Source organism: Pedobacter sp. MR2016-19 (genome assembly GCF_014947265.1).
Taxonomy (GTDB): Bacteria; Bacteroidota; Bacteroidia; order Sphingobacteriales; family Sphingobacteriaceae; genus Pedobacter.
Window position 1 is genome coordinate 124,630 of record NZ_JADCNK010000012.1, and the last position, 17,967, is coordinate 142,596.

General features: G+C 38.2%; 12 protein-coding genes. All 12 read left to right on the forward strand.

Annotated features, from left to right (window positions below; genetic code table 11):
- Nucleotides 1-159: 159 nt before the first annotated feature.
- The 12 genes from IM793_RS16280 to IM793_RS16335 all read left to right on the forward strand — a co-directional run bounded on the left by IM793_RS16280 (nucleotide 160) and on the right by IM793_RS16335 (nucleotide 17,945).
- On the forward strand, nucleotides 160-753 hold the full coding sequence (locus IM793_RS16280) for an RNA polymerase sigma factor (protein WP_193423114.1): 594 nt from the start codon (nucleotides 160-162) through the stop codon (nucleotides 751-753).
- A gap of 68 nt (nucleotides 754-821) precedes the next feature.
- A complete protein-coding gene (locus IM793_RS16285; protein ID WP_193423116.1) occupies nucleotides 822-1,976 on the forward strand; it encodes a FecR family protein in 1,155 nt (384 codons plus the stop codon).
- A gap of 133 nt (nucleotides 1,977-2,109) precedes the next feature.
- Entirely contained in the window at nucleotides 2,110-5,775 is a 3,666-nt protein-coding gene (locus tag IM793_RS16290; protein WP_193423118.1) for a SusC/RagA family TonB-linked outer membrane protein, read from the forward strand.
- A gap of 12 nt (nucleotides 5,776-5,787) precedes the next feature.
- Nucleotides 5,788-7,368: a RagB/SusD family nutrient uptake outer membrane protein gene (locus IM793_RS16295; protein WP_193423120.1), complete on the forward strand. Its 1,581-nt coding sequence runs from the start codon at nucleotides 5,788-5,790 to the stop codon at nucleotides 7,366-7,368.
- A gap of 11 nt (nucleotides 7,369-7,379) precedes the next feature.
- Entirely contained in the window at nucleotides 7,380-8,300 is a 921-nt protein-coding gene (locus tag IM793_RS16300) for a hypothetical protein (protein WP_193423122.1), read from the forward strand.
- Between the two features lie 62 nt (nucleotides 8,301-8,362).
- Nucleotides 8,363-9,709, forward strand: a complete 1,347-nt coding sequence (locus IM793_RS16305) for a TlpA disulfide reductase family protein (protein WP_193423124.1) — start codon at nucleotides 8,363-8,365, stop codon at nucleotides 9,707-9,709.
- Between the two features lie 17 nt (nucleotides 9,710-9,726).
- Entirely contained in the window at nucleotides 9,727-10,818 is a 1,092-nt protein-coding gene (locus IM793_RS16310; protein WP_193423126.1) for a thioredoxin family protein, read from the forward strand.
- Between the two features lie 10 nt (nucleotides 10,819-10,828).
- Nucleotides 10,829-11,728 (forward strand): serine protease, encoded by a 900-nt coding sequence (locus tag IM793_RS16315; protein WP_193423128.1) that lies wholly within the window; start codon nucleotides 10,829-10,831, stop codon nucleotides 11,726-11,728.
- A 260-nt stretch (nucleotides 11,729-11,988) separates the two neighbouring features.
- Nucleotides 11,989-12,585 (forward strand): Crp/Fnr family transcriptional regulator, encoded by a 597-nt coding sequence (locus IM793_RS16320; RefSeq protein WP_193423130.1) that lies wholly within the window; start codon nucleotides 11,989-11,991, stop codon nucleotides 12,583-12,585.
- Between the two features lie 343 nt (nucleotides 12,586-12,928).
- Complete coding sequence (locus tag IM793_RS16325; RefSeq protein WP_193423132.1) at nucleotides 12,929-14,374, forward strand: hypothetical protein; 1,446 nt, start codon at nucleotides 12,929-12,931, stop codon at nucleotides 14,372-14,374.
- Nucleotides 14,375-15,300: 926 nt separating this feature from the next.
- A complete protein-coding gene (locus IM793_RS16330) occupies nucleotides 15,301-15,633 on the forward strand; it encodes a hypothetical protein (RefSeq protein ID WP_193423134.1) in 333 nt (110 codons plus the stop codon).
- A gap of 2,069 nt (nucleotides 15,634-17,702) precedes the next feature.
- Nucleotides 17,703-17,945: a hypothetical protein gene (locus tag IM793_RS16335; RefSeq protein ID WP_193423136.1), complete on the forward strand. Its 243-nt coding sequence runs from the start codon at nucleotides 17,703-17,705 to the stop codon at nucleotides 17,943-17,945.
- The last annotated feature ends 22 nt before the right edge of the window (nucleotides 17,946-17,967 follow it).

Below are 17,967 nucleotides of genomic sequence, written 5' to 3' on the forward strand. Positions count from 1 at the left end.
TTAAGTAAAGCAAGCATGGTAAAATCCTTTGCTTGCTTTTTTAGTTTGGAACGGGCAGATAAAAGCCAACCAAGGTCAAACCATTGGTTTGTTAAGTCAATGTTATTGTGTTTAAGTTACTTTTTTGTTACCTTCGATTTCAACTAACTTCTGATTTTCTTGAGAAAAATAGCCATCACCGATGAAAAGGAACTGCTGCGAAAGTTGCGGGATGGGGACGAATCTGCATTTAAAGAAATATATAAATGTTATGCGAAGCGCCTGGTTTCAAAATTGATTCAGATTTTAAAATCTGAAGAAATAGCCAAAGATATTCTCCAGGACATCTTCATGAAGATCTGGGAAATTCGTAAAACAATAGATCCAGAACTTAGTTTTAGCGCTTTGCTGTATAAAATGGCAGCAAATCTTTCAAAAAATACTTTCCGAAGAAATATTTATGACCAGCTTATGCGGAGCGAAATCGATCCGGATGTAGGTTATAATCCTATGGACGATGCAGACGATGCATCGCAAACTAAAGCATTGCTGAACATGGCTTTGAGTAAACTGACAGAGCGACAGCGCAAGGTTTATGTCATGCATAAGTTAGAAGGACGGAGTTATCAGGAAATTAGTGATGAGTTAAAGATCAGCGCGTCTGCGATCAACCATCATATTCAGGAGTCTAATAAAAGGTTGAGACTGGTGCTAAGATCTAAACATCTTGAACTTTTATTATGCTTACTTCCAATTTTTTTGAAAAATAATTGATCTAGGGGTGCTATTTTTTATTTTTTGTGTGTATTCATTATATACCCGTGGATAAAACAACCTATTAGATGAACAAAGAGATTAATGTTGAACTTTTATTTGAAAAATATACAAATAATTCCATCGATGATGAGGAGTTGTTTCAATTACACTCATTTTTTCAGACTGGGAATAATGAGGAGCAATTAAATACATTACTTCAAGCTTATTTTGCATCTGAAGTTACTTCAGATATACCTGAAGAAAAATCTGCTGAAGTAGCAGATTTGGCCTGGATTGAAATTCAACAAAACATAGGCCTGAGGAAACCCACATTGATGGGCAGAATTTCCTGGATCACTAAAGTGGCGGCAGCAGTTCTGATTTTTCTATCCTTATCTGTATATTTTATTTTAAAAAATGATTCGGCTGGTAAACTGGCGTCAAAGGATTACATCACTGATATACAACCCGGAACCAACCGTGCATCTTTAATTTCATCAAAAGGTACCGTATATCAGTTGAACGGCGAAAAACAAGAGATTATTACCGAAAATGGAATTGTCCACTATAAAGATGGAACACTGGTTGAAAATGAAGAGTCAGATCAAAATCTTACCTTAACTACCCCAAAAGGGGGACAGTATTGTGTCACATTAAGCGATGGTACCAAAGTATGGCTAAATGCAGCCTCATCCTTGTCTTATCCGGCAACTTTTTCGGGTAAAGAAAGAAGGGTAGAACTTCTTGGTGAAGCTTATTTTGAAGTACATCATAATGCCAGCCAGCCATTTATTGTGAGCACCAGGGGACAGCAGATAAGGGTTTTGGGAACCAGTTTTAACGTTAACGCTTATAATGATGACAATAAAACGGTTACCACTTTGGTCAATGGTCGTGTACAACTTAGCAGAGATGGTAATGATGAGGCACCGCAACTGCATCCCGGAGAACAATCTGTACTTGCGGGCGCTGGTTTCGAAATCGCAGAAGTTGACGCAAGTTTATTTATTGCCTGGAAAGACGGTCAGTTCCGTTTTAAAGCAACCCCATTAACCGAAGTTATGCGGCAGGTTGAACGTTGGTATAACCTGGATATTGATTACACCGGGATACCTACTGATATACAGATTCATGCATCAATCAGCAGGGATAAAAAATTATCTACAGTATTACACGCACTCGAAAAAATAACGGATTTAAAATTTGAGATCAAAGGAAGGAGTGTAAAGCTTATGCGCTAGAATTTACCATGTAATTTTCGGCATCTGTTAAAAAGGCTGACGGTGTGGGCACACCATCAGCTGTGATAGATAGATCCGATTCAGAGAAATAATCAACAAACCATTCAAACAAACTAACTAACCTTACAAAAATATGAACTATTTCCTTATCCACAAGGACAAAGGGAGGCGTGTGCCGTCTGAACCAGGCGATACTGTAACCAACAGCAGCACATCACCATTTATTGTTAAATTTATTTTCATCTTCCTGGCTTTTTTTGCACTACAGCTAAGCAGTAAATTGAGTGCGCAAACCGTTTCCATTAACTTAAAAGATGCACCTTTTGTACAGGCAGCAGAGGCCATCAGTAAGCAAACGAAATATGATTTTTCATACAACGACCGGATTTTAAAAAAAGCCAGACCGGTAACCTTAAAGCTTGTTAACGAACCGTTAATCAACGCATTACGGAAATTGTTCGCTGAACAACCGCTTACTTATGAAATCAAAGACCGTATCATTATCATACTGGATAAGAACGCATCTGCTCCTTCTGATTTGATGGAGACTCCCGTAGAGGGTAGAGTGACTACAGAGGACGGTAAACCGTTGGACGGGGCTACAATTAAAGTTAAAGGTGCAAGTTTTTCAACCAGAACAGATGAAAACGGGAAATTTGTAATTCCTACTCAGTACGCAAACGCCACACTGGAGATCCATCACCTGGGCTATGCCAAATTGGAAGTCAATGCCATACGGGCCAGAGTGGTTACACTGGAACTTGTTTCTTCAGCCCTGAACGAAGTAACTATTGTGAACACGGGGTATGAGAAGATTGACAGCAGAAAGCTGACAAGTGCAGTAACTACCCTTAAAATGGATAGTATAATCACTCCCGGAATTAACACCATTGATAAATTATTAGAAGGCAGGGTTCCCGGGATGATCTTTATGGAAAACTCTGGTCAGGTGGGTGCCGCGCCGAGGTTAAGGATTCGGGGAACATCAACGATTTTGGGAAACAGGGAGCCACTATGGGTTTTAGACGGAATTGTATTAACCGATCCTGTTAATGTTAACCCACAACAGATCAATGACCTCGACTTTGTAAATTTACTGGGTAATGCAATCGCAGGACTGAATCCTCAGGATATTGAACAAATTGATGTGCTTAAGGACGCATCAGCAACGGCACTTTATGGTGCAAAAGCAGGTAACGGCGTAATTGTAATCACAACAAGGAAAGGTAAGGTTGGCAGACCTGTAATCTCCTACATGGGTACAACCAGCTTCTCCAGGCACCCAAGGTACTCGGATAAAAGTATGTACATGATGAACTCGCAGGAACGTATGGATGTCTCTAAAGAGATGATCGAACGAGGAATGCAGTACAACAATGTTACGCAGTTTACAGGTTACGAAAAAGCACTTCAGGACTATTATGCAGGTAATATAAAATACGATGAATTTAAGCAGTTGACTGATTATTATGCAAATGTAAATACAGACTGGATGGGGCTTGTAACCCAGGATGCCATCTCTCAGAATCATAACCTAAACCTTTCCGGTGGCGCCAATGGAATCAAATATTATTCCTCTTTAGGTTATCAGAATGAAAATGGTGCTATTAAGGGTGAGAATAATAAACGCTATTCGTCGCTCATGAGCATTACTGCAGATTATAAAAAATTTATGGCTCAAATCTCATTTACCGGTAACTATTCAACCAGAGATTATACCCCGCAGGATTTAGGTGTGATGAACTATGCTTACAACACCAGCAGAACGATCCCGGCTTACAATGCAGACGGCAGTTATTTTTTCTATCCAAAGGTGATTAGCGGATCACCGATTTATAATTACAACATCCTAAAAGAAAAGGAAAATTCAGGAGACCATACTGACCTTATTTCAGCCAACATCAGGGCATTAATAAAATATAGGGTAATGACTGGCCTGGATGTAGATGGTACATTTGCTTACAATGCGAGCAGCAACAATAGAGAGCTATATTATACGAAAGACACTTACTACATTTATAAACTAAGGGGGAACCAGAATCTCCGATCAGATCTTGCACCTGTCGGCGGTGAATTGCAAAGAAGTGAAATGCGTAACAACGGGTATACGGCCCGTATACAGACCAATTACAGCACTTATTTTGGAAAAGATGCTAAACATTCGATCAACGCAAGTGCGGGTATAGAGGCTATATCTTCCGAATACAAAGGTTTTGAAATCACCAGAAGAGGGTATTTCCCTGAAATGGGTGGCTATTTCGATGTCGTACCTACTACTAATACGGCATATTATCAACAATGGATGTCTAATATTAAGGCGCTAGGCTCCTATAGCCGTCAATTGACAAATAGCCTGGCCTGGTACGGTACCACGGGTTATTCCTGGAATAACCGTTACATGGTGAATGTACATATCCGGGGTGAGCAGTCGAACTTATTCGGAGCAAGAGCAAACAATAGATTCCTGCCGATATGGGCCATTTCCGGTCGATGGAATATGAAAGACGATTTGGTGAAAAATATGTCCTGGGTAAATGATCTCGCTATGAGAGCCTCATGGGGTTGGCAGGGAAATATGCTGCCAGGACAATCTGCCAATATGGTGATTCAGCAAATACCAACTACAGACCTTTATTACAATGCACAGTCTTCGAAAATTGTCAATTTCCCAAATCCGGATTTGAAATGGGAACGGACTTCTTCCTCTAACGTTGCAATGGACTTCTCCTTGTTTGGAAATAAAATAAGCGGATCGCTGGGCTACTTCTATAAAAAGACTGAAGATGCATTTCTTGATAAAACGGTTTCAGAGATTAATGGGATAGAAAAGTACGTAATCAATAGCGGTACACTGGAAAATAAGGGTATCGAGGTAAGTTTAAGTATTAGAGCGATCGATAATGTGGGCGCAAAAGGTTCAAAACGTGGATTCACATGGCACTTTGACCCGCAGCTTGGGCAGGTGTTGAACAAAGTTTTAAATCGTACAATTAACAACAGAAACAATGTTTTGGTTGATAACATCAAATACACCGACTTTCTGGCCGGAACTGTTCAGCTTGCCGGTAAGCCACTGAATACGTTCTATTCCTATAAGTTTAAGGGGCTGAGCCCGGTAGACGGTTCTCCGATTTTTTATGGAACAGAAGAGGAGCAGGCAGCTGCTTATCAACAAAAATACGGTTCAATGCAAAGAGAAGACGTATACCTGGAGGTGATGAGTGAGTCTGGACGCCGCGAACCCTTTATTCAAGGCGGTTTATCCAATTATTTCGGCTGGAGGAACTTTGGTTTATCCTTCAATTTAACCTACTCTTTGGGCAACAAGATTCGTTTGATGAAGATCGCTTCAGGATATGGAACAGCAGTTGCATACCCACAGCAAAACCTTCGTAAAGAGTTTGTAGACCGCTGGCGCAGGCCCGGAGATGAAGCGTACACCAACATACCCGGACTGCAAGCAAACAATTATTTGAACTCGCCCTGGTGGACTCAATATCCGGCAGTAGCTTACGAACTTGGAGGCAGTATCTATGATATGTACGACAATTCGGACATCAGACTGGTGAGTGGAGACTATTTGAAGCTGCAATCCACCTCTTTCCGGTACAACTTTGCAGATAAATTAGTGCACAAGCTTGGACTGAGTTCAGCATATGTCAGCGTAACCGGAACCAATCTTTTCATTATCAGCAGTAAAATGCTGAAAGGACAAGATCCAACACAGTCTGGTTCAACGCCAAACATCAACCTTTCACTAACGCCTACTTACTCAGGTAGCATCAATGTTTCATTTTAAACTTAAAGCATCATGAAATACATCTATATATTTTTACCGGTATTGTTGCTGATGTCATCTTGCAGCAAATTCCTGGATGAATATTCAACAGATCTGAAATATGTTCAAAATACAGATGATTTGAACAAGCTCATGATCGGAGAAGCATTCATAAACAGTGTCTCCCTTTCCGCTTATAGTGATCAGGAGACCATGGGCGATCTTTCAGAAACTGGTTTAACCGCGCCATGGCTCCATGTTATGGACGACGATTCTGAACAGTTTGTACTTGGCTTTGCAGATACTGATAAGCCTACCCCACTTTATAAATTGTCCGCATTCCACAACTGGAGCCAATCCCCAGCTGTAAACGTATTGAATCTTTCCTGGGAGGAAGTTTTATGGAGAAAGATTTATAAGCGGGTGGGAGCTATAAACGCTATACTTTTTCAGGCCTCAAAATTAGCTGAAACATCCGATAATTCAACCTTACAGCACATTCGGGGCGAAGCCTATTTCTTAAGGGCCTATTATTATTATCTGTTACAAAATGTTTATGGCAGTCCATACCGTGTCAGTTCTGCTGCTACGGATGAAGGTGTTCCATTGAAAATCTCTGAAAAAGTAGAAGACAATTATTTTAAAAGAGACAACAATGATAAAATTTATAAACAAATTGTTGCAGACCTTGAACAGGCCGAACAATACCTACAGGGCTATAACCCTGCCACTAAAGTAAGGGTTGGGATTGCAGCGGTAAAAATTCTGCAAAGCCGAATATATTTATATACCGAGCAATACGACAAGGCGATTGCTGCATGCAAAAGTTTTGGCACAATGGGCTACACGCTTAATGATCTGAATTTATATTCGCCAGATGCCAATTTCACTTACCGGAGTTCGACTGAATCCATTTTTACCATGGGGCCAAATTCGGTTCCTGCGGTATTTGTAAATGATTCTACCTCTAATAATAATGGTAATGATCGTCTCGCCTCGTCTTTTAAAGCCTCAAGCACTTTAATCAGTAGCTATGCATCAGATGATCTCAGGCTTAATGTTTTCTTTAAAAGGTCTGCTAAAACTAAATCGTGGTTACCGGCAAAATACCGTAGCTGGCAAGCCTACAATGACCCGGAACAGGTATCCTGCATTTTTTCTTTCCGTTATGCAGAAGTAATTTTAAACAATGCAGAGGCCTTAGCGATGACTGGTGCAAATGAAGACGCGAGAAATGAGATTCAGAAATTGCGGTTGAAAAGGTTTCGCAACGCCGGTATGGATCAAATTCCAACAGGCAATCAAGAACTGGTTGAATTTATCAGGGCAGAACGCAGACGGGAATTGTGTTTTGAAGGGCACAGGTGGTTCGATTTGCGACGGTATGCGGTAAATTCCAAATACCCGCTTTCGCAAGATTTTAACATCAAACACCCGGCTTACAGCTACAATGCACAAACCAATGCAAATACACCTATTGGTAATTATGTATTGAAGTCTTTTGCTCAGGATGCGCCGAGCTGGCAGGTTCCGATACCAAATTACGCCATAGAATTTAACCGGGGTACTTTAACAAATCCCATCAGAAGTGTACGTACCGTTCAACCTCTATAAACATATTTAATATGAATCATAAAATTTATATCGCAGGTATATTCTTTGTTCTATTGGCAACAGCATGCCGGAAGGAGGAGGTAACCGTTTTTCCGGATTACGATAAAAACTGGCTGGTGGTGGATGACAATCCCAACGACCCCACCATTCATAGCAATTACCTCTTCTTTAAAGAGACGGGGATTCCGGTGTTCGTTAATGATACCATTGGTACACAAGCCCGAACAGATGTTTTTGGGCATAATTTTACCCATTATGAGAAATTGTCTTTAAGTTACTCCATTGGCGGATTGCAGGCAGGAGCGCCACCACTCGTTAACTCATTCACTTATTGCAACAAAGCGGATGTACCTGCTGCACTTGCCTATTTGAAGAGTGAAATTTTATCGGTGTTGCCGAAAGGCGTTTATGTACCCAGTATTTTATTAGTTGGCAACCTGAATACCAATGGTTTTAAATATGCTTTTAAGGGGTTAAATACCGTAGTGATCAGTCAGATTGCGGACATTCCTACGATGAATCAAGCCACAAAAACACAGTATAAAGGAGCGATCTTGCGGGCGATGCTTACAAATGCCATGCTCAGGCCTAAATACGCCGACATACTGGATAAATTTGCCAATGCTACCCGGAAATTCGTCACGGTGAGCGATGCCTATGATCTGGCTACGTTTTACCTCGACTCAAGGGTAACTGGTTTGCCCGCCGGTGTAAGACCATCATTGCAGGCTATAGGCTTTATTGATGCGGAGCCAACAAATCCATATTCTACGCCAGCAACGCCTTCTATGGATGCAAATATGTACCTGGAAGCTATACTTGGGCGTACAGATGCAGAATTTAAGCAGCTGTATGGCACCAACCCGGTAATCATGATAAAATATAATTTAATACGCCAAATATTAACAGATTTAGGCATCCCAACTTTATAAACTACTTAACGGGTGTGGCGAATGCACGCCATACCCACCTATTAAAAATTCAAATTAAACAAATGAAAAAATCAATTATTGCTATTTTAATGGCAACGATGTCACTGACGGCATTTGCACAGAGTGCTACCATTACAGGTAAATTTAAGAAGCTTCTTCCCAATGGCGCACTAGCTGAGAGTATGCTTATCGCCAAACCAGAAAATGCAGATTTAACTTTAATCGCCGAACCAAAAATCGATAAAGTAACGAAAACTTTTAATGCTGAACTGAGTGCTTCTGATCTGGATGTGATCAGATATGTTGGCATGTATGGAGAGCTCTATCCATTTTACCTTCATAAAGGAGAAAACCTGATGATTGACGCTGGCGATGGAGCCATCACGTATTCAGGAAAAGTGAGTAAAGAAAATAAGGTTTTTGCTGACTGGTATAAGATGATACTGCCGCTTAGAAAGTACGGTTATACCCCAAAAGGATATGCGTTACCGAGTGAAGGCTATGTCAAGGTGTTGGATTCGTTGGAAAAACCAGTTGCCGATTTTGTTCAAAACATCAATACCGGAAACGCTTCTTTCGATAAACAAGTTAAATACCTCTTGCCATACAGCTATAAGTTTGATGTTTTAGTACCGATTGCGACTGGCTTAAATGTAGGTACTAAAAATGAATATCCGCCGTACCTGGTAAACTGGTTTAAAAATGAGACTTTTTCTGATAAGCAAATCTGGACCTTGCCTATAGGTTTTAACTTAATGCAGTACTTTGGCTTTGCAAAACACATTATATACAACAACGAACAGGGTATAGGAGGCCAGTTACTTGTACCTGATATCGCTGATAAAGAGCTAAAAGCAGATTTCGCTTTAGCTCAAGCTGAAAAAGGTGCAACTTTCGATCTCTTAGGTTATCTGGATACCTATCAGTCTTCTATGATTACTGAAAAGCAGAAAGCCAAAATGAAATTATTGCAGGCCCGCGCCAAAATGAGGGTTGCAGGAGGAGATTGGATAGATTTTTCATATCCCGACCTGAACGGAAAAATGCACCGTCTGTCAGAAAACCTTGGTAAAGTGGTGCTTATTGATGTTTGGGCAACCTGGTGTAAACCATGTTTGGACGAGCTACCTGCCCTTGAAGCTCTGGAAAAAGCTTTTGAAGGAAAGAATGTGACATTTATCAGCCTTTCCATTGATACTGATAAAGCAAAATGGAAACAAATGGTAGAAAGTAAGAAAATGTCTGGCTTGCATTTGTTTTCTAACCGTAAGGGGCCGATTGCAGAAGACTATGAATTGGAAACCGTGCCTCGTTACATGTTATTTGATAAAAACGGCAAAACAGTAGCTATCGACGCGCCTAGACCGTCTGATCCAAAACTTACAGAATTGATCAATTCAAAATTATAATGCATAAACTCTTTAAGATGAATAAATTAATCGCAGCTTTCTTGCTTGTATTCGCTTTGCTTCCTTTACAAAAAGTGCTCGCACAAGGCATCAATTTTGAGCACTTAACACTCAGCGAAGCCATGTCAAAAGCAAATGACCCTGCAAAACAAAAGCTTATTTTAATTGATTGCTACACAACCTGGTGTATACCTTGTATTGAGATGGCGCAACAGGAGTTTCCAAAAAAGGTTGCGGGCGATTATATCAATCCAAAATTCGTTTCGATAAAAATCGATATGGAGAAAGGTGAAGGCAAAGAAATCGGGAAAAAATACAATGTAACCGCATACCCTACTTTTTTAATTCTGAATGCTCAGGGGCAGGAAATCAATAGAGTAGTTGGAAAGTCGACTGCCGATGAATTTGTGGAAAAAGTAAAGGCTGCCTTAGATCCGAAGAATTCTCTGAAAGGCCTCAAAGCAGCTTATGAAGCACAGAAAGGCATGCAGACTGGAATGCCTTACGCCCTTGCACTGTACCAAAACTCTCAGGATCCTTCACCAGTTTTGGAAGATGTATTTGACCACCTTTTAGATTATGAAAGATTTAGCCCTGATTATCTTCAACTGGCATTAGGTACCGTGAAGTTTGGCAGTCCTTTTTTTCATAAGCTTTTGATGTATAAGGGCGATATGGATCAGGCGATGGGTACTGATGTTATCAACCGCATTATTTTCGACAAAGTGCGAAAAGACATGTATTGCATTGCCGCAGGTAGCGCAGCACGTTACAACATATTTTACACCTCTAAGGAGGTTGAAGAGGTTGCTTATATTATTGGTTTGCTAAAGTTACGACCAGATCAGGCAGAAACACACATTTGTAAGATTGCGCTTTACGTAACTAACAAAGATATCGATGGTCTGATCAGCTATTATAAGCGTTATATCTGGATAATGCCTCCGACAGATGTTTACAAGGGAATACTGGACGGAATTTTAATGGGGCAGATGGCTAAAGCAAATGATGCACAGAAAGCAGCCATTAAAGACTATTTTAAAACCAGGGTGGAGAGTTTAGAGAAAGAAGCTAAAGGTTATCGTAGCATGATTGGTCTTACTAATTAATAGGATTAAGATGAGTATATTTTCAGAGAAGTTGGCCTGTAAAAAGGTCATTATAATGCTATTGAGTTTTATTTTAATTTCTACTCTTACAATGGCGCAAGGATTTACCAACGATGCCAAGATAGCAGCCGATTATCAGAAATCTGTAGATTCTTTGCTTTTGAAAGTAAAGACGATGACTTTGCAGGAAGCAAAGCAGGTGCTGGTTAATCCACCTCAATCAGCTGCTGTTGGAATCGTTAAACCTTCAAAAAAAGTTTTAACAGCCAATGCGATCTACGAGCGTGCAAAAGCCGCTACTGTAATTACAGGTTGCGTTTATTTATGTCCCAGGTGTTCTAATGCACACATCAGCGAATCTTCAGGTTACATTATTGATCCCAAAGGGATAATGGTAACAAATTACCATGTAGTCGCCCAGTATGCGAATATGACGGACGGAAATAAACCTTTAGGTTTCGTTGTTCGTATGGCCAATGGATGCACCTATGCCGTAAAATCGGTATTGACATCCTCAAAAGAAAATGATTTGGCCGTACTCCAACTGGAGACTAATGGTGATCTGTTACCAGCTTTACCGCTTGCAGAAGGTGCAAAAGTGGGCGAAAAGGTCTTCGTATTGGGACATCCAAAAGGGATGCATTATTTCTTTTCACAGGGTAACGTGATGGACAAGTACCTGGAGGAAGCGGGAGAACCAAATAACAAATTCTTTCGCGAAATGGTCGTGATTTCAGCAGATTATGCAACAGGATCAAGCGGAGGTCCGGTGATGAATGAATATGGTGATGTTGTCGCTACTGTTTCTAATACACATCCATTAATACATAGTGAGATGAATCCGGGATTGCAGATGGTATTGAAGAATACCGTGCCGGTGGAATCTTTGTATAAACTTATAAAGCCTTAAAATAGCGTTTTCCATAAGTAATCTGTTACAGTTAAATCCAAAAAGAGAAATGCCTTGAAATGGTATTTCCTCTTTTTGGGTTTTTGCTAATAGCGCTATTACATTTTGAAATATTTAACTTAATTAAATAATTAAGGTAGGTATTGCGCTGTATGGCCTGCGTATTGTTAGTTGCGGATTTATAGGTAACTAAATTTTAGTTTAATACTGAGATTATTAAATAACTTTTACAAGTTCTAAATTGTCTGAAAATCTTTCTAATGCAAAAATTAACACCTTATGCCCAATTGTTTGGGGTATTCTCAAAATTGGGCGAGCTATCCACCACATTGAAAGAAGCTATTGTTGAGCAGAGTAAGATCATGAGTTTGGATAAGAACCAAAAGGTGTTAAGTGAAGGAGAAAAAAGTGAACGTATTTATTTCATTGTGAGTGGTGCTGTTAGGGTGTTTTACTTAAACAAAGAGGGCATTGAAACAAATACGTGGTTTTTGTTTGAAAATGAACTTGTTATCTCAGTATACAGCTTTTTTACTTCCCAGCCTAGTTTTGAATATATTGAGACATTGGAGGACAGTGTTTTTATTGTTCTCAGGAAGGATAAGCTAGATTGGCTTTATGAGCGTTTCGTTGAATTTAATATTATTGGAAGAAGGCTTACGGAATTATACTATATACGTAATGAAGCGCAGGCAAATTCGCTGCGTATGTTTTCCGCTAAACAACGTTATGAACAGTTGATTCAAAACCAACCCCAACTTTTGAACCGAATTTCTCTGAGTCATATCTCTTCCTATTTGGGTATAAGCAGAGAAACTTTAAGTCGAATAAGAAAAAGTAAGCGTTTCATTTTGTGACTTTTGTCAAAAAATCTCAAAGAGTGATCTCATATTTTTGGAGTATAACTTAATATAGTGAGAAGGTGCTTTCTTAAAGCAAACTTACTTTTATTAAAATCACCAAATTGACCACTATTAGACATTTAAAATGACGCAGACCTTAACCTCCATCCAGCGATTTTATCGTTATTATTTATTGCTTATCGCAGTCATTGCCATTTCGTGCAAAAAAGAGACGCGTCTTGTTGATGTTCCGCCACCCGATCAGTCAACCTCCCCTTTTGTTAAGGAACTCTATACACAATGGGTCAGTTACACCAAAGACCATCCCGATGAGGCTTCGTTAAAGCCAAATTAAAAATTGGATTGGGAGAAAATTGTACTTAGGATTTCATCTGATGCCAAACGCAGTATCAATTACTATGTACCGATTCTAAATGACAACCAACCTTGCAACAAAGCCTTAGAATTATCCTTTGGCACCGAAAAAAATATTTTTCAGGCTACTGTGAGAACTTATATTACCACATCTGCTACGGCTGGCAGCTCTTCAGAAACGCGTAGGTTGCAAACCATACTTTACAATTTCTCGACAATGGGTCTGACCATACCTCAAACCGTGATTAATCGGGAAAAGACAATCCAAAAAGAGTTGAAGCAAAAGAATATAGCATCGGTAAAAAATCAAAAGATGTCGCTTACAACAAAAGATAGAGCCGGCTCGTCAATAACACAATATATCAGAACCTGTGAAACTGCAATAACTTTTGACTTTTATTATCAATTTTCTGGATATCGGGGGGATGAATATTCTGTGCAAAATAAAAGTGTTGAAATCGCTAATTATTTCAGAACTCTCGTGTTTGGATATATGAAAAACAATTTGAATTTAGATTATGAAATGCCACTGTATGGACACCAAAACGACATGGTTTTTTACAATATAACAGATAATGATCAACTAGGAAATATGATTCACGTAGCACTTGATTATGCAGCGTATACTACCGGATCATTTTGGAATTTGCAACAGTCCTGGGTTGGTTATTATTATATTGACGTGCTTTATTCGACATGTGGGGGCAGTAGCGGTGGTGGTGGAGGCACTCCAGGTACACCTACGATCACTGCAGAAGAGCTACCGGAAGCGGTACCTGTAGCGAATAATATACCTAAAATTCAAGACATTAAAAAATACACCAAATGCTTTGCAGACGGTAAACCCGCAACTTATAAAATGACAATTTTTGTTGATCAACCTGTAAAGGGTCAAGGTGATTGGTACAACATAATTCTTCCAACTGGTGGGGTTGTTACAAATAATCCCTACAATGTACCTACAGGAATTATATTCTCGACTATAAATGGAGATAATTTTGATGTCGGACATACCTTCGTGACTTTTGAAAAAAATAACTTAGATGGTACTAGTGTTAAACAGACACTGGGATTTTATCCATCTGAAAGCATCCTAGCCAATAAAGGTACTATGGTAAACAATAGTTCGCACGCATTTGATGTAAGCTATACTATTGATGTTACACAACAACAGTTTAATAACGGTCTAGCAAAAGTTGAAGGAGATTTCGCAACGAAGAATTATGTACTAACCAATGTTCTTGGGGATGAATATAATTGCACTGATGCAGCAATTAGTTGGATGAATGCAGCAGGTGCTACGTTTACCAATTCTACATCCGGACTATTTAAGAACACACCGGGAAATTTTGGACAAACCTTAAGATCGTTACCTGGTGCAGATACGATATCAAGTGTTGGGACAATTGGAAAAGGTCCATGTAACTAAAGGAATTTATATGAAAAATAATAAGATCACTGTATTACTCATAATTTTAGCACTGCTTAGCTTATTTACGGGTATTAGAATAAATGGTGAATATGGGTTTCTATACCAATACACATTTCGTGGAGCACCAGTAATGTTCTATTACGACATGCTTTATAATAAAATGGGATGGCCGAGGATCATACACTGGGTCTTATTATTTTCGACGAATTTAGCTCTTCTTATTTTACCATTTATTTACGACAAAATGAAGAATAGAAACGTTATCATATACATACCGCTATTATTTGCAGTTTTAGCATCTATTCATCTAAGTCTATTCTCTTTCATATTGATTCCATTTATGACTATATGGGTCATTCTAATAATAGTAAAAAAAGTAGAATCAAATAAAGATAAACAAGTCAAATGATTCAATCGGCCTATACTTGGGATATTTAACTACCGCAATAAATGACAAAATAGTTGCAATTAAGTGGTTTTCATATGAAAGATAGAAAGATTACTTCGTTACTCGTTATTCTTGGGTTAATTAGTTTATTTACAGGGATAAGGATAAATGGGGAATATAGCTTTTTGTATCAATACACATTTTTCACCGCTCCAAAAATGTTTTATTTTGATATAATCCGTCATCAATTGGCTTGGCTAATGTTTATACATTGGATACTACAATTCACAACAAATATAGCACTGCTTTTACTGCCGTTTATTCATAATAAGCTGAAGAACAGAAAGCTTATCATATACATACCTTTATTATTTGGCATATTAGCTTCCTGGTACCTGACAATATTTGCTTTTATTTTAGTTCCATATTTAATTGTATGGATTATTTTAATAATAGTCAATAGAATTAATAACAATAGTTGAAATGCCGTGCCAATTATCTCTCACGATAGTCAAAATTTGAGGAAAAGACATGCATGAAAAAGAAATATGTTTTAATAATATTGACCGGTATAACAATTATTCTAAGCAATATTCCGCCATTGAGCTATATATTCGACTACGCTTTAGATGAAAAGCATTATAGATATAGTAATGATTCAGGAAATTTCGTCTTGCCCGATAGAAGTGGAAACAATATAACAGGGATAAAAGAATCATTTAAAGAGTATGTGAAAAGCAACAAAGTTCAGGAAGCAGATACTGTTTTATATAGAACTTTCTGGAAGAATCCTATCGCTTTCTGGCGTTGGCATACTTATTTAAACATTAAAGATGATAGGTATAAACTACCATATAAGAAGTCATAATCTGAGTTCGATTAATATTTAATCACTGTTGTCCGGTAAAACTTAGAAAGTTTGGCGCTAGCGCCAAACTTTCTAAGTTACTTCAAATGTTAAGCCCTTCAATTAGTTAGGTTGTTCCAGCCAGCTAACTGTTAATCCATTACTGGATTTTTCGCTATTTCAAGTTTAGCAAATTTGCTTACCTCCAGGCTTGGAAACCCAAATTCATCAACAACCTTTCCTAAAATCAAATAACAGCCTGTACCCCTGAATGGATAGCTTGGGGTATTATTGGGAAATGTGTTGTATCAAAGAATTTTCCTTTGGACCAAGGTTGCTAATGGCCAATCTATAGCTATCCAATTCGGAATTGACCAGTGTTTTAACAAACTGATCTTTGATTAAGAACTCCCGCTTGTTTTCAGGATGCATTTTTAACTGTTTGTCGCATAGATAGTGTGTCGTTTCGATGAACCTCTGCTGATTTTTGTGGTAAATTCTGATCTTTACATTGCACTTACCATCATTTTTGTAATGGTAAACGTAGATTTTTGCATCAACTGTTGCCATTTTAACTTTAAAAAAATTGCGTTTACGGATACCGGAAGCCCTAAATCGCGGGATTTTCTTTGTTAAATATTTGTAAAAGTCATACGTTAAATTCAACAGTTTTTCCTGTAAAACTTAATATTATTTGGCTATCGAAAAGACAAAATGGAGTAGGAAACTTCCTATTATGGAATTAAAAATCTTCCTACCCTAAGGGGAAATTCTCGAACCAAATTATAGCTCCTTTGACTAAATTAGTTGATATAGTTAATGAAATTATAAATGATATGGCATGGTAAATACGAATCAGAAAACAAAAGTTGAACTGTTTCTACTCCTTTTTCTAATCTAATCTTAATTGGTACTTTTTAGTGCCCGTGCGGAAGCAAACATCATTTAAATGGTTTAATACCTGATGTAATGGTAAAGAATACCATTCTAGGATTACAGAAGGGTAAAGATGAAATCCTTGACGAGGCCACTAGACTGTCTAGGCAGAATTAAACATAGGGGAATGTCATAATAGAAAAAGATATTAATACTTTACAACGTATTAAATGAAACCAGCCTTCGTAGTTCTAATTGGATTCAGAAACTTCTTCACTACCCATGCACTTGAGTGATCAAAACTATTATATATCCTGCTGTAAAGTATCATTTTCTACAGATAATCCCATATTTCGAGTATTTTCCAAGGCCCATCAAACCCACCCAAATAGCCTCCTCAGATTAAACATATTGCATAAAATTTGCTGATCAGTAAAAAAGTGTGTAAGTGTATCCGTTAGGAAAATCATTAAAGGGTCCAGACCTATTACATTCTTATGCTTCTCACAATAATCACATTTATTCTCTTCTCCATTACGTTTAATGAAAAGCAATATTGCATAATCTTCAATATCTGAATGCACAAACCTTTTTTTCAGGCACACTGGATAAACCACGTAGACCGTATTCTTCAGCCTGCTCCATTACTAAACTCATATTATTTCTTTACTTGAATAATACTAAAAATATGCACTATAAATCGAAACGTACAGTTTTCCGATGAATTTAAAAAAATCTAAATAATATAATTTTATAAAATAATGATTTGAATTTATACCGTTCTTTTATAAAACATTAGATCGATACTTTAGTCAGGAATATCAACCAGAACAAATTGATAGTGCGGTCTTTCAGTAACCAACCTACCAAGTACATCCTGACTTGCTAATTTTCTGGATTTAGCTTTGCCTGTATGAATAACTTGGGAAAAAAAGCGCAGCGCTACGCTGGCCTTGATTGAAGGTTGGCAATCCAGCGGGCAGTTGAGGTGAAGTTTTAATATTGGCATTCCGAGTACAGCCCGCTAAATTTTCAGCTTACAAAAGTAGCTTCTGATACACATATTTTATCACTTTTTCATATTTCCTTAAACCTGGTATTTCCAAACTCGTAATTACTCGGTGATTACCAATTTGATTTTTCAGCAGACTAACTATTTTTCAATTTGGATTTTGTAGATTTAACAATTGATAATAGTTATAGGATGCCAATGCATGAATTTTGGAGATATAAGCAATAGGCTGCCCTATAATCCATCAGACATGAGCGTCCAACGGCAAACGTTTTTCTTAGCAGATATAGAAAATTGGGATATTAAGCTTTGGATAAATGAAGATGATCAAAAAAGTTCCTACGAAGACATTTGTACAGGATTTGAAAATAAAAATTCTGAACACAGGCTAATAATAAAAAGAGAAATAAAGGCGAATGAGATTATTACTCAGGAATTTCACTAAATGTTAATTGATCTAGAATACT